The organism is Arthrobacter sp. zg-Y895, from assembly GCF_020731025.1.
GTDB lineage: Bacteria > Actinomycetota > Actinomycetes > Actinomycetales > Micrococcaceae > Arthrobacter_B.
In genome coordinates, this window is the sequence record NZ_JAJFZY010000004.1 from 272,402 (window position 1) to 285,570 (window position 13,169).

Annotated in this window: 12 protein-coding genes; 7 read left to right on the top strand and 5 right to left on the bottom strand. The window is 67.3% G+C overall.

All coding sequences use genetic code 11. From position 1 onward, the window contains the following. The first annotated feature begins 42 nt into the window (after positions 1-42). Together LJ760_RS08015 and LJ760_RS08020 are read left to right on the top strand one after the other, a co-directional pair. Complete coding sequence (locus LJ760_RS08015) at positions 43-477, top strand: cytidine deaminase (RefSeq protein WP_227921546.1); 435 nt, start codon at positions 43-45, stop codon at positions 475-477. A gap of 7 nt (positions 478-484) precedes the next feature. Beyond that, positions 485-649 (top strand): hypothetical protein, encoded by a 165-nt coding sequence (locus LJ760_RS08020; RefSeq protein ID WP_227921548.1) that lies wholly within the window; start codon positions 485-487, stop codon positions 647-649. On the opposite strand, the gene LJ760_RS08025 is transcribed toward LJ760_RS08020, so the two are convergent. Then, positions 622-1,182 carry an SOUL family heme-binding protein gene (locus tag LJ760_RS08025; protein ID WP_227921550.1) on the bottom strand — a complete coding sequence of 187 codons (561 nt, stop codon included), beginning with the start codon at positions 1,180-1,182 and terminating at the stop codon, positions 622-624. The two genes, LJ760_RS08020 and LJ760_RS08025, sit on opposite strands and share 28 nt — an antisense overlap. Positions 1,183-1,247: 65 nt before the next feature. Between LJ760_RS08025 and LJ760_RS08030 the strand changes: the two genes are divergently transcribed. Beyond that, a complete protein-coding gene (locus LJ760_RS08030) occupies positions 1,248-1,877 on the top strand; it encodes a peptide deformylase (protein WP_227921552.1) in 630 nt (209 codons plus the stop codon). 12 nt (positions 1,878-1,889) lie between these two features. On the opposite strand, the gene LJ760_RS08035 is transcribed toward LJ760_RS08030, so the two are convergent. After that, positions 1,890-3,929: a S9 family peptidase gene (locus LJ760_RS08035; RefSeq protein ID WP_227921554.1), complete on the bottom strand. Its 2,040-nt coding sequence runs from the start codon at positions 3,927-3,929 to the stop codon at positions 1,890-1,892. Positions 3,930-3,986: 57 nt separating this feature from the next. Here LJ760_RS08035 and LJ760_RS08040 point away from each other — a divergent pair, with 57 nt between their 5' ends. From LJ760_RS08040 to LJ760_RS08055, 4 genes are all read left to right on the top strand, one after another. Further along, positions 3,987-4,823 (top strand): putative RNA methyltransferase, encoded by an 837-nt coding sequence (locus LJ760_RS08040; RefSeq protein WP_227921556.1) that lies wholly within the window; start codon positions 3,987-3,989, stop codon positions 4,821-4,823. A gap of 188 nt (positions 4,824-5,011) precedes the next feature. Next, entirely contained in the window at positions 5,012-5,488 is a 477-nt protein-coding gene (locus LJ760_RS08045; RefSeq protein WP_227921558.1) for an NfeD family protein, read from the top strand. 104 nt (positions 5,489-5,592) lie between these two features. Beyond that, a complete protein-coding gene (locus tag LJ760_RS08050) occupies positions 5,593-6,558 on the top strand; it encodes an SPFH domain-containing protein (RefSeq protein ID WP_227921560.1) in 966 nt (321 codons plus the stop codon). A gap of 244 nt (positions 6,559-6,802) precedes the next feature. Then, a complete protein-coding gene (locus LJ760_RS08055; protein ID WP_227921562.1) occupies positions 6,803-7,150 on the top strand; it encodes an RNA polymerase-binding protein RbpA in 348 nt (115 codons plus the stop codon). Between the two features lie 199 nt (positions 7,151-7,349). Here the strand turns inward: LJ760_RS08055 and LJ760_RS08060 are convergent, their stop codons facing one another. From LJ760_RS08060 to LJ760_RS08070, 3 genes are all read right to left on the bottom strand, one after another. After that, positions 7,350-8,078: a polyprenol monophosphomannose synthase gene (locus LJ760_RS08060; RefSeq protein WP_227921564.1), complete on the bottom strand. Its 729-nt coding sequence runs from the start codon at positions 8,076-8,078 to the stop codon at positions 7,350-7,352. Positions 8,079-8,573: 495 nt separating this feature from the next. Next, positions 8,574-10,220, bottom strand: coding sequence for an amidohydrolase (locus tag LJ760_RS08065; RefSeq protein WP_227921566.1), 1,647 nt, complete (start codon positions 10,218-10,220; stop codon positions 8,574-8,576). A gap of 43 nt (positions 10,221-10,263) precedes the next feature. Beyond that, positions 10,264-13,125, bottom strand: a complete 2,862-nt coding sequence (locus LJ760_RS08070) for a DEAD/DEAH box helicase (protein WP_227921568.1) — start codon at positions 13,123-13,125, stop codon at positions 10,264-10,266. Positions 13,126-13,169 lie beyond the last annotated feature (44 nt).

Here is a 13,169-nt window from a genome sequence, read left to right on the forward strand (position 1 = left end):
TGTTTGTCTTTAACGGCCGGACCCGCGCCGTAGACTCTGCGCATGCCTACTTCCCTTCCCCCGTCAGCCGTTCCGCTCACCCCGGCGGACCGGGAACTCGTGGACCTGGCCCGGTGCACCATTGACGCTGCTACCGACGCCGGCCCCGACGAAGACGGCATCCATACCATGGGCGCTGCGGTCCGCACGGCCGACGGCGGCATGCATGCGGGCGTGAACCTCTATCACTTCACGGGCGGTCCCTGCGCCGAACTTGTTGCCCTGGGTGCGGCACGGGCGGCCGGAGCGGCCGATCCCACCTGCATCGTCGCCGTCGGAAACCATGGCCGCGGCGTCCAAAGCCCATGCGGCCGGGACCGGCAGATCCTTGCCGACTACTACCCCGGGATCCGCGTGATCCTGCCGACGCCGGAGGGCCCGGTCAGCATTCCCGCGGAAGACCTGCTGCCCCTGGGATTCGTCCCGCCTGCGGCATAACTGCCCGATGCCTGCCTCTCCCCTGCTGCGTCCCTGGACGCACGCCGACGCTCCGTCCCTCCAGACGGCGTTCGCCGCCGAGCCTGCACTTGAGCACCAGTTCGGCTGCCGGCTCGACGACGTCGGACAGGCCGCCGGGTATCTTCAGTCCCCCGGACCCTCCACATCCTGAACCACTTCGTTGCGGCGCAGGAACCACGGCCGGAACGGCGGGTCGAACCGCGCGAACCGCGGACCGCCAAGGGGGGTGAACCCTTCGGCGGATATGGCAGCCAGGAGGTCTTGGAGATGGCTCTGGTAGTTGGCTTCGCTCCAGCGGCCGGAAAACGCCGCAGCAGCGGCCGTCTGGCCCGGCACCGAAACAATGCTGACGGCCGGGTCCTCGGGCACCGGGGCTGCGGCAGCGGTCAGCTCCGCGGGCAGGACGAAGGCCACGCAGAAGGCGCCCGGAATCGCGCTTGGTTCCAGGAGGACCGGAGCCGTCATCGCCATGGCCTGTCCGTCGGTGCCGGAGGGAGGCTGTTCCGGCGGGGGCAGGAACGAGTTCCTCCCGCTGATGTACGCGTAGAGGTGCCGGAAGCCGGCATTGCCCGCCCCCTGGAAGCCTGCGTTCACGGTGACCTGTGCCACGATGTGCGCGGGGTAATGGCGCAATTCGAAACCCGGATACCGTCCCAGGACGTTGTACGGCTGCTGCTCGGTCATGGTGCCCACGACGTTACGCCGCCCCGGCTGCGCGAGAACACCGTAGCGGCTACTAGGATGAAGCGGTGCCCACAGATTCCACCGCCCTGCTGCGCGACTTGGTCCTGCCGATGCTAGAGCAGGAGCTCGTGCCGATAGTCCAACTGGGGCACCCCGCCCTCCGCCGTGAGGCGCTGCCCTTCGACGGCGAACTGGACGCCGCCGAATTGGACGCGCTCGTTGCGCTCATGCGCCGGGTCATGCACGCCGCCCCCGGCGTGGGGCTGGCTGCACCCCAGCTGGGTATTCCGCTGCAGATCGCGGTGCTGGAAGACACCTTCGACGCCGGTGCCGAGGCCTCCGCCCTCCGGGAGCGGGTTCCCCTGCCGTTCTTCACGATCATCAATCCCCGGTATGAAGCAGACGGTGACGAGACGGTCGAGTTCTTCGAGGGCTGCCTGTCCTTCGAGGGTTACCAAGGTGTGGTCCGCCGGCCGCGTTCCGTGGTGCTGGACTACACCGATCTGCAGTCCCGGCAGCGCATGGAGCGCTTCAGCGGCTGGCAGGCGCGGATAGTCCAGCATGAAACGGACCATCTCTTCGGAACCGTGTATGTGGACAGGATGCTTCCCCGATCCCTGTGCAGCAATGCCGAATACGCCCGCCGGTGGGCCTCGCCGGGGATCGGCGAGGCCCAGCGGATACTGGGTTTCTAGGTCCGGCGGGCTTTAGGCACGCGCAGGCTCCGGCGTGCGGGCCTGTTCCGGGGCCGGGTTCTGCGGCGTCGGCAGCCAGCGGGCCCACCAGGCGAGCAGGTGCTCGAAGCGCCGCCGCCGGTGCCACGGCGTGCCGCTGCGTGAGAGCTCGTGGTTTTCGCCCGGGAAGAGCAGCAGCTCCGTAGGCACCGACCGCAGCTTCAGGGCGGTGTAGTACCGCTGGGCCTGCTCCACCGGACAGCGCAGGTCCTCTTCGGAATGGACTACGAAGGTGGGGGTGCGGACGGAGTCCACGCACGCCATCGGGCTCTGCGCCTGCACGGCGGCCGGATCCGTGCCGGTGTAGCCGGCGCTGAAGAACCAGCCGATGTCCGCGGAGCCGACAAAGGACAGCGGATCGAGGAAGCCGCGTTCCACCACGGCGGCAGTGAACCGGTGGTCGTGTGCAATGGTCCACGCCGTGAGGTAGCCGCCGTAGGAGCCGCCCATGATGCCCAGCCGGTTTCCGTCCAGTTCCGGATGCGCGGCCAGCGCACCGTCCACGAACGCCAGCACATCGGCCAGGTCCAGGGTGCCCATGGCTTCCTTGATGCTTCGGCCGTGTGCCTGCCCGTAGCCGGCGGACCCCCGGGGGTTGCACATCAGCACCGCGTAACCGGCGTTGGTGTAGACCTGTGTCTCGTCGAAATAGCCCCAGCCGTACTGGGCGAACGGCCCGCCGTGGATGTTCAGCAGCACCGGGTGCGGGCCGGGCCCCTCGGGCAGTGCCAGCCAGCCGTGCACGGGATAGCCGTCTCCGGAGGGGTGGGTTTCCTCCACCGGCAGCGCCACTGCGGTTTCCCGGCGCAGCGCGTCGGAGAAGTCCGTGATGGGGCGGAGCCCGCCGTCGTCGACGACGGCGAGGTCGCCGGCCGTCCGCGGGTCGGTGTAGCCGACCACCACTGTGCCGTCCGCGGACCCGGCAGTTTCCACGACCCGGTGCCCCGTCACCAGAACTTCCACGCGTCCGCGCGCATCCACGGCCAGGAGTTCGCCTGCCCCGCGGGACCGGCGAAAGACCAGCACCTCGGCGCCGAGGTGCGGCACCACGGTACCCTCTGCCAGATCAACGCTCTCCGGGTCCGTCAGTCGGCGCACTGCGGTCGGATCCGCTGCCGGGGCCGCATACAGTGCGGTGTTCCGGGCGACGAAATCGGTGCCGGTGACGGAAACCTCCTGGCCCAGATAGAACAGCCAGTGCCCGTTGGCGCTCTCCACCGGATCCGAAACCGTCAGCGGGTTGCCGGCGTCGTGGTTGGTAAGCCGGGTCAGGCCGGTGCCGTCGGGGTGGATGCTGAAGACATCGGACACCAGGGACGCATCCATATCCGGGGAGGACGTGAACAGGATCCTGCCGCCGTCCGCCGTGAACACCGGCTGCAGATGGTCCACTGCGTCGGAAGTCAGCTGCACGGCCTCGGGCAGGCCCTTTCCGGGCTCGCCGCCGTCCTTGGCCCGGCCCCGCGGTTCGACGTGCGGCTCGGCGTCGAGGTCCGGCAAGACCAAGTGGAAGATCTGCACGGGCTTGTCGCCGGTGTAGCCCACCCCGTTCATCCGGTATTTGAAGGTGGTGATGAGCCGGGGATCCTCAGCGGTGGAACCCACGCCGTCCGTGGTTCCGTACCGGCCTTCCTCCGGTACGCGGGCGGAAAACACCACGCTGCGTCCGTCCGGCGAGAAATTAAACCAGGACACGCCCAGCAATGCGTCAGTCAGCTGGACGGGCTCCCCGCTGCCGGCACCGAGGATATACAGCTGAGCCGGCTCCCCCGGTGCCGCACGCAGGAAACCGAGGCTGGAACCATCGGGACTGTATTTCGGCGACGTGTCCCGGAAACCGCGGGTGAGCCGGCGCGGCCGGCCTCCCTGCGTCAGGGGAACCCGCCACAGCTGCCCTGTATAGGCATCAGCGGTGAAGTCCGGCCGGGTCACTGAGACCACGCAGTGCAGGGCATCGGGATGCACGGCCGGGGCGGACAGGGAATGCAGGAGAGGCAGGTCACATGGTTTCACGCTCCGAAGCCTAATGTCCTCAGCCGGCGGGGCCAACCGCCGCCTTAGGATGGACTCATGCCTTCCCTGCCGCTGCTGGTCTGTCCCGTCTGTGGCAGCAGCCTCGAACCCGATTCGGGCAACCGGTCCCTCAGCTGCGCTGCAGGTCATCGATATGATGCGGCCAAGCAGGGCTATTTCAATCTCCTCACCGGCGGCGGCACCAAGTTCCAGGCCGACACTGCCGCCATGGTGCAGGCCCGCACCGACTTTCTGGCGGCCGGGCACTACCAACCCATGGCGGCTGAGCTGGCACGCCTCGTATCGGCCGCAGCACCTCGCGCAGGAGCGGTCCTCGACGCCGGCGCCGGCACGGGCTACTACCTCGGCGAGGTGCTTCGGCCGCTGCCCGGGGCCGCCGCGGTGGCACTGGACATTTCCAAGTACGCGCTGCGCCGGGCAGCCCGCGCACTGCCGGGAACCTACGCACTGGTGTGGGACGTCTGGCGGCGGCTTCCGCTGCGGGATGCCTCCGTGGACGTGGTCCTGAACGTCTTCGCACCGAGGAACCCACCCGAATTCCGCCGTGTCCTGGCTCCCGGCGGCATCCTGGCAGTGGTGACTCCGCGGCCCGAGCATTTGCAGGAAATCCGGGCAGGGGCGGCGATGCTGGGTATCGCCGCCGAAAAGGAAGAACGGGTCAGCGCGTCCCTGTCGCCCGGTTTCTCTCGCCTGGACACCGCACAGTGCACGTACTGCATGCAGCTGGGCAAAGCGGACGTTCGAAACGTCGTGTTGATGGGCCCTTCCGCCCGGCACCTGGAACCGGCCGCCCTCGAGCGGACCCTGGCCGACCTGCCCGATCCCGTCGAAGTGACTGCATCCTTCACCCTGCAGATCTTCCGCGCCGACTGAGCCCGGACGCACAAAACGTTATCCTTCCGCCGCCCGTAGCCCTAGGTCTGGGGCACGGTCTCGGGCAGAATGTACTAAACGCCCGGTAACCGCCGCCGCGCGCTACCGTTGCCGCAGGTAGCGGACCAAGCAGGACAAGCAGGACAAGCAGGACAAGCGGAACTGTCCGGAAGATAAGGGGAAAACGGATGCAGGAAGTCTTCGAATGGATGCTCAGCTACGGCTGGGCCCTCTGGTTGGTGCTATTCCTTGGATTCGCCGCCGTCGAGGCCCTTACCCTTGACCTGTTCTTCGGCATGCTCGCCGTGGGCGCCCTGGCCGCTATGCTGGCCTCGTTCTTCGCCGCCCCGCTCTTCCTGCAGGTCGTGGTGTTCGCGGTGGTCTCCGTTCTTATGATCGGTGTAGTACGCCCGGTCGCCCTGAAGCACCTGCAGAAGGGCGACAAGGACCAGCTGTCCAACATTGACCGGATAATAGGCGCGCCTGCGGTGACGCTGGAATCCGTAACGGGTTCCTCCGGAACGGTGAAGATCGGCGGAGACACGTGGACTGCCCGCAGCGTTGACGGATCCCCGCTGCCCGCGGGCGTCGAGGTCAGCGTCGCACGCATCGAGGGGGCCACCGCCCTGGTCCAGGCAACCGGAACGGGAACAACAGCGGCATAAACCCGGCGGCATGGCCGCCAAACCAAGTGCGGGAATTCCGGAAGGGATCCCGCTGAACCAATCCGCGGGATCCGGCCCGGCTCCCGCGGAACGCAAGGGGGAACATGAGTGGAACAGCAGTCCTAGTTATTCTCGCCGTCCTGGTGATCTTTGTACTGGTCATCCTGGTCAAGGCGGTCAAGATCGTCCCGCAGGCCCGGGCAGGCGTGGTGGAGCGGCTTGGCAAGTACCAGCGCACGTTGAATCCCGGCCTGACCATCCTGGTTCCTTTTGTGGACCGGATGCTGCCCCTGCTGGACCTGCGTGAACAGGTGGTGTCCTTCCCCCCGCAGCAGGTCATCACCGAGGACTCCCTCGTGGTCTCCATCGATACCGTGGTCTATTTCCAGGTCACCGATGCCCGGGCAGCCACCTATGAGATCGCGAACTACATCCAGGCAGTGGAGCAGCTGACCACCACCACACTCCGCAACGTAGTCGGCGGGCTGAACCTGGAAGAGGCGCTGACCTCCCGTGACCAGATCAACGGCCAGCTGCGCGGCGTCCTGGATGACGCCACCGGCCGCTGGGGTATCCGGGTCTCCCGGGTGGAGCTCAAGGCCATTGAACCGCCCCTGTCGATCCAGGACTCCATGGAGAAGCAGATGCGGGCCGAGCGGGAACGGCGCGCAACCATCCTGACGGCCGAAGGCACCAAGCAGTCGCAGATCCTCACCGCCGAAGGCCGCCGGCAGGCCGCCATCCTCGCTGCCGAAGGTGACGCCAAGGCAGCGATCCTGCGGGCCGACGGCGAGGCCCAGGCAATCGCCAAGGTCTTCGATGCCATCCACAAGGGCAACCCGGACCAGAAGCTCCTGGCCTACCAGTACCTGCAGACCCTGCCGAAACTGGCCGAAGGCACCTCCAACAAGCTGTGGATCATTCCCAGCGAGCTCGGCGAAGCCCTCAAGGGTGTAGGCAGCGCACTGGGCGACTTTGTGCCGGACGCAGCCATGCACTCATCCAACGGGAGCACCCCGGCCCAGGCCACCGGTCCCGCAGCTGCATCCGGGCCTGCAGCCGGAGCCTAGCCCGTCCGCTCCCCCTGTTAGCCGATTCCCGTTCGGTGCCGGTATAATCGGTTGTTTGCCGGACAATAGCTGCGGCACCGAACGGGACCGCCGACGGGAACAGCTGCGGCGTCGTCGGCGTTGTATTGGCTGTGACGGCCAGCCTTAGGCACCCAGCCGGTCCGCCTCCGGGCGGCAGGCGGGTACGGCACCGGCATAACAAGGGATCCGCCAGCGGATCCAGCGGATTTAAGAGGGAGAAAAGATGAGCGATCGTAGCCTGCGGGGTATGCGCCTGGGCGCACAGAGCATGGAGACTGAATCCGGTGTGGAGCCGGCTCCCCGCCAGCGGGTGGAATACCGCTGTGAGGACGGCGAGCGTGTTTTCGTAACTTTCGCTGCCGAAGCGGACGTTCCTCCGGTCTGGATCTCCAAGACCGGCAAGGAAGCGCTTCTGGTGGACGGCGAGAAGCCTGACACCAGCAACGACAAGCCGGTGCGGACGCACTGGGACATGCTGCTGGAACGACGCAGCATCGAGGAACTTGAGACGATCCTCCAGGACCGCCTGACGATCCTGCGCGAACGCCGCGGAGAGCGCACCAGCGCCTAAATCCTTGCGGCCCCCTGTCCGGTGAACGGACAAGGGCGCCTAGAGACAAAAAAGCGGGGCGGGGGGCCTCAGGGGGGCGCCCCCCGTTTTTGGTTTAAGCTCAGCCGCGGGCCGGGTGGGTTGACGGTAAAGGGCCGCATAGAGAAAAAAAAGGGGGGGGGGTGCAATCTGGCCCCCGCCCCGCTTTTTTCGTTTAAGCTCAGCCGCGTCCGGTGAGCTTCCGCCAGCGGGCGGTCAGACCCCAGCGGGTCACATTGGCCATTGCCTCAACGACAATGTTGCCGCTCATCTTGGAGTCGCCGAGTTCGCGCTCGACGAAGGTGATCGGCACCTCGGTGATCTTCAGGCCCAGGCGAGCCACGCGGAAGGTCATGTCCACCTGGAAGCCGTAGCCGACGGATTCGACGGCGCCCAGGTCCAGCTGCTCCAGGGTGCCGCGGCGGAAGGCACGGTAGCCGGCGGTGATGTCCCGGACAGGGATGCCCAGCATGAACCGCGAGTAGGTGCTGCCGGCGCGGGAAAGCAGCTTCCGGTGGAACGGCCAGTTGACCACAGATCCTCCGGTGACCCAGCGGGAACCGATGACGAGGTCGGCACCCGCCTTGGAGGCTTCAAGCAGGCGGGGCAGCTCCTCCGGACGGTGCGAACCGTCGGCGTCCATTTCGACCAGGATGTCGTAGCCGCGTTCCAGGCCCCATCGGAAGCCGGCAATGTACGCAGCTCCGAGTCCTTCCTTGCCCTTGCGGTGCAGCACATGCACCTTCGGATCGTTGGCAGCGGCTTCGTCGGCGTAGCCGCCGGTGCCGTCCGGGCTGTTATCGTCCGCGATCAGTACATCCGAATCTGGAACTGCGTCCCGCAGCCGCTTCAGTGTGATGGGGAGCGACTCGATCTCGTTGTATGTGGGGATGATAGTCAGGACACGCACTCAGTAAGCCTTTCAGCGGACGCACGCCGCGTTGTTCGCGGCAGGGACGGGGTTACTCCCCCGGCAGACTATCCAGTATATGGGAGTGTGCGGCCCCTCGGGTCAGCGCCTTGCGGCCCCGGACAGCGCAACCGGGCGGATCCAGCCGTCTTCGGGCCAGTTCCGGCTAACTGCCGGCCCTGTTTTCTACTGACGGTTGAATCCACCCGGTTGTGTGATGCTGGACCCGGTAACCGGCACCCGCGGAGCAGCTGCTCCGGTGCGCGTAGTACAGGCCATGGCAGTACGGGCCAGCCGAAGGCACCCGAAGCGCAGACCTGGAAAGAGTTCCAGAACAGCGCTCGGCATACCTCAAAAGGCCGGACCCGACTACGGTCCTCATAGCCTACGTGCTGGCTAGCCCCTGTCAATATGGCCCCTGACTAGGAGCTTTTCATGTCCATGCAGGTCAGACGCGGTGTGGAGGAGGCCGAAGCACGCAGGTAGTTTCGCTGTTCAGGCAAGATCCGGAGCGCGGTACAGCTCTTTGCCGTTGTGGACCGTCTGCAGGCAGCGCGGCTCGTCTCCGTTGTCCAGTGCGGGCAGCAGCGGCGTGCCGGCGCGCGGGTCCGTGCTCCACGCGGATACGTTCGCATCCGGTGTCTGGACCATCAGTTCCTGTACTTCCCACAGCGCGAAGGACGCCGGTGCTCCGGCGGCCAGCTGGCCCCGCATGAAGTTGCTCTCCCCTGCCGCACGCCAGCCGGCACGGGTGTGACCGATAAACGCTGCCCGCGCCGAGACCCGCTCCTTGGGGTTGGAATGGGACACTGCGGCGCGCACACCGGACCAGGGGTCCAGTGGCAGGACGGGCGTGTCGGAGCCCAGGGCAACGGGCACACCGGCGGAGAGCAGCGAGGCCATCCGGTTCATGTTTTCCCGCCTGTCCCCGAGGCGCTGTTCGTATAGTCCGCCGGGATGGCCCCATGCAGCATCGAACCCGGGCTGCAGGCTGACAGTGACGCCAAAGCGCAGCAGTTCGGCAATGGCGGCGTCATCGGTCAGTTCCGCATGTTCCAGTCGGTGGTGGGCAGCCCGGACGGCGGCCTCCCCGACGGCCTCGGCAGCGAGGCGGAGCCCGGCCAGCGCCGTGTCCATCCCTGCGTCGCCAATGACGTGGAAGCCGCCCTGCAGTCCGGCCTTCGTCATGAGCTCCAAATGCCGCCCGACCTGTTCCGGAGTCAGGTACATGGTGCCGCTGATGTCGGGCCGGTCGGCGTACGGCTCGCGCAGTGCAGCCGTACGGGCACCGAAGGATCCGTCGATGTTCAGGTCGCCGGCGAGGCCCAGCAGCCGGCCCTCAAAGAAGTCCACCAGCCCGGCTACCTGAGCCTCGGTTTCCGCCAGCTGGCCCCAGTACGGGAGGATCTGCGGCAGCGCATCGTCGCTGAGGGGACCGTCGAGGCCCAGCAACCGGCGCAGGTCCTCCGGCGGCGCAATGTGCGGTGCGGACATTTCTGCGACTGCCACTACCCCGCGGGAGGCCGCATGCTTCAGGGCAGCCAGCTGGAATACACCGCGCTGGTCCGGATCGGCGTCGCGCGCCACGGTGCGCGCGGCGTCGTGCGCGGCACGGACTACGAAGCCGTTGTCCCAGCCGTCGTACTCCTGCAGCCGAAGTTCGGCCGCCAGCGTGCCGGAGACGGCCGCACAGTGCACATCGGAGCGGGAGAGGTACACGGCGCGGTTGCCGGAGGCTGCGTCGAGTTCGGCCGCGGTGGGTGCGCGCCGTTCCGGCCAGCGCGACTCGTCCCAGTTGGACCCCAGGATCAGGCCCGTGGTCCCCGCCGCGTGCTCCCGGACAGTGTCCAGCAGATCGTCAAGGGAGGTGCAACCGCTCAGGTCCAGCGTCACCAGGGACATGCCCAGCTCGGTGGTGTGGACGTGGGAATCCACGAATCCGGGCGCCACCAGTGCGCCCTGCAGGTCCACCACGTCCATCTTGCTGTCCTGGATGGAGGTGGCGGCCTGTTCGGACCCCACCCAGGCGATGGTGTCGCCGTCGACCAGCATTGCGGTGGCAAAGGGATCGCCGGCGCTGTAGACCGAACCGTTGCGGTAGAGCGTCAGGGTGCGGGCGCTCGGGATGGGACTGCCGTTCAAGGACTCACCTGTTTTCTGTAGGGCGATGGAGGGTGGCGGCGGTTCAGTCGCCGACGTTGGAGTAGGCGACGACGCCGCGCCGCACCAGGGAAATGGCGTCCAGGAAGCGGCGGCGCATGCCGGCCGGCAGGTCCGGGACCTTGGCCAGCTGGTCCAGCAGGTCGATCACCTGCTTGGCCCAGCGGACAAAGTCCCCCGCCGCCAGCTCCGTGCCGTTCAGGGCCACCTGCAGGTGCTTGCCCTTGACCCACTTGTACATGGGCCAGACCAGGCCCAGTTCCGGTTCGACGGTCTGCGGCAGCCGGGACGCCTCTTCGAGGTCCGTGAGCTCGGACCACTGGCGGATGACGACGTCCACCGCCGACTCCAGCGAAACACTCGGCATCTTCGGCCGCAGCCCGCGCTCTTCCCGCTTCGCCTGGTAGACCAGGGCAGAGGCCAGGCAGGCCAGCTCGGCGGCGTCGAGGTCAGTGAAGGCGCCCTGCTCCAGCGAGAGGGCCACGAGGAGGTCCTTTTCGCCGTAGATGCGCCGCAGTTTCTGTCCGGCCGGGGTCACGGCGTCGAGGCCGGACTCGTCCGGGGCAACGTAGCCGTACCGGGTAAGCACCTCGCAGACCCGGTCGAAGGTTTTGGCAATGGTGTTGGTGCGGCCCCGGATCTGTCCGACGAGGTTGTCGGTTTCCCGGCGCAGCTTCCACCAGCGCTCGGCCCAGCGGGCGTGCTCTTCACGTTCACTGCAGCCGTGGCAGGGATGCGCCCGCATTTTCCGGCGCAGCTCTGCGATCGCCTGCTCCTGCCGCTCCGTGCCCGCCGTGTGCATGGCGTTGGCGCGGGCCGACGCCGGCCGCGGCGGCCGATGGTCGTGCAGTGCGTTGCGCAGCGACGAGGACAGATCGCGCCGGTCCTTGGGTGAGCGGGCGTTGAAGGACTTGGGGATGCGGATGTGCGAGACCGGTTCAAGGACGTCATCGATGTCGGCAGCGCTGATACGCCGGATCTGCTTGTCTTCGGTCAGGATCGCCGGCCGCACCTCGCGGGCGGAGGCATCCACGTCCAGTACGACGGCGTGGCCGGAGTTCCGGCCGCCGGGAAGGAACACGATGTCCCCGGGGCGCAGGTTCTCCAGCGAGGCTGCGGCGGCACTCCGCCGATTCCGCGCCTTGGTTTTTGACGCGGTGTTTTCCAGGTCCGAGAGCTGCCGGCGCAGGGCAGCGTACTCGTTGAAGTCCCCCAGGTGGCAGGTCATCGCCTTTTCGTAGCCGGCGAGTGATTCTTCGCGCGAACGGACCTGCTTCGCCAGGCCCACCACGGACCGGTCCGCCTGGAACTGGGCGAAGGAGGACTCGAGGATCCCGCGCGCCCGTTCCCGCCCGAACTGCGCGATGAGGTTGATGCTCATGTTGTAGGTGGGCCGGAAACTGGAGTTCAGCGGGTACGTGCGCCGCGAGGCCAGGCCCGCCACGGCAGCGGGGTCGGTGCCCGGCTGCCACAGGACCACGGCGTGGCCCTCGACGTCGATCCCGCGGCGTCCTGCCCGGCCGGTCAGCTGGGTGTACTCGCCGGCGGTGATGTCCACGTGCGCTTCGCCGTTGAACTTGTCCAGTTTTTCCAGCACCACGGACCGTGCCGGCATGTTGATGCCCAGGGCCAGCGTTTCGGTGGCGAAAACCGCGCGGACCAGCCCGGCGGCGAACAGGCGTTCCACCACTTCCTTGAAGGTGGGCAGCATACCGGCGTGGTGGGCGGCGAAACCGCGCACCAGGCCCTCGCGCCACGTCCAGAACCCCAGCACCTCGAGGTCTTCTTCGGGGATGTCCTGGGTGGCTTCGTCCACCACCCGGGCAATCTCCCGGCGTTCGTCTTCGTCCGTCAGCCAAAGGCCCGACTCGACGCACTGGCGTACAGCGCCCTCGCAGCCGTTGCGGGAAAAGATGAAGGTGATGGCGGGCAGCAGGCCGTTGCGGTCCAGCTGGGCGATGACCTGCGGCCGCGATGCCCGCTGGATGCGTGTGATCGGCGGCCCGCCGTGGCCGCCGCCGTGGCCGCCGGGCCGCCCGCCGCGGGAGGAGTCACGGCGTCCGCCGCGGGAGGAACCGCGCGGACCGCCCCAGTGCCCCCGCTGGTTGACGCGGGACTCGGCCCGCGCCAGCTCCATCAGCTCGGGGTTGACCCGGTAGCGTTCCTTGGCGCCGGGCTGCTCATCGGCTGCCTCGTCGAAGGAAACATCGGATTCGAACAGGTCGAAGATGTCGCGGCCGACCATCACGTGCTGCCAGAGCGGAACCGGCCGGTGCTCCGAAACCACCACGTCGGTGTCGCCGCGGACGGTGTCCAGCCAGGCGCCGAATTCCTCGGCATTGGACACGGTGGCGCTGAGCGAAACCACCCGGACGTCGGAAGGCAGGTGGATGATGACCTCTTCCCAGACTGCCCCGCGGAACCGGTCCGCCAGGTAATGCACCTCGTCCATGACCACGTAGCCCAGGTCGATGAGGGTGTCCGAGTTGGAGTAGAGCATGTTCCGCAGCACTTCGGTGGTCATCACCACGACGTCGGCGTCCGGGTTGATGCTGGTGTCTCCGGTCAGCAGGCCCACCCGGTCACTGCCGTAAGCGGCGGCCAGCTCGCTGTATTTCTGGTTGCTCAGGGCCTTGATGGGGGTGGTGTAGAAGGCCTTCAGGCCCTTTTGCAGGGCCAGATAGACGGCGAACTCCCCCACCACGGTCTTGCCGGCCCCCGTGGGGGCTGCGACGAGGACACCGCGGCCGGCTTCGAGGGACTGGCAGGCTTCCGACTGGAAAGCGTCCAGTTCGAAGCCCAGCGACTGCTCGAAGACCCCCAGCTGCGTCTTGGCATGTTCGGAACGTTGTTTTGCGGCAAGGTACCGCTCCGAAGGAGAAGTCATGAACCAAGCCTATGCGCTGCGCCCGCCGCGGAACGCCAATATCA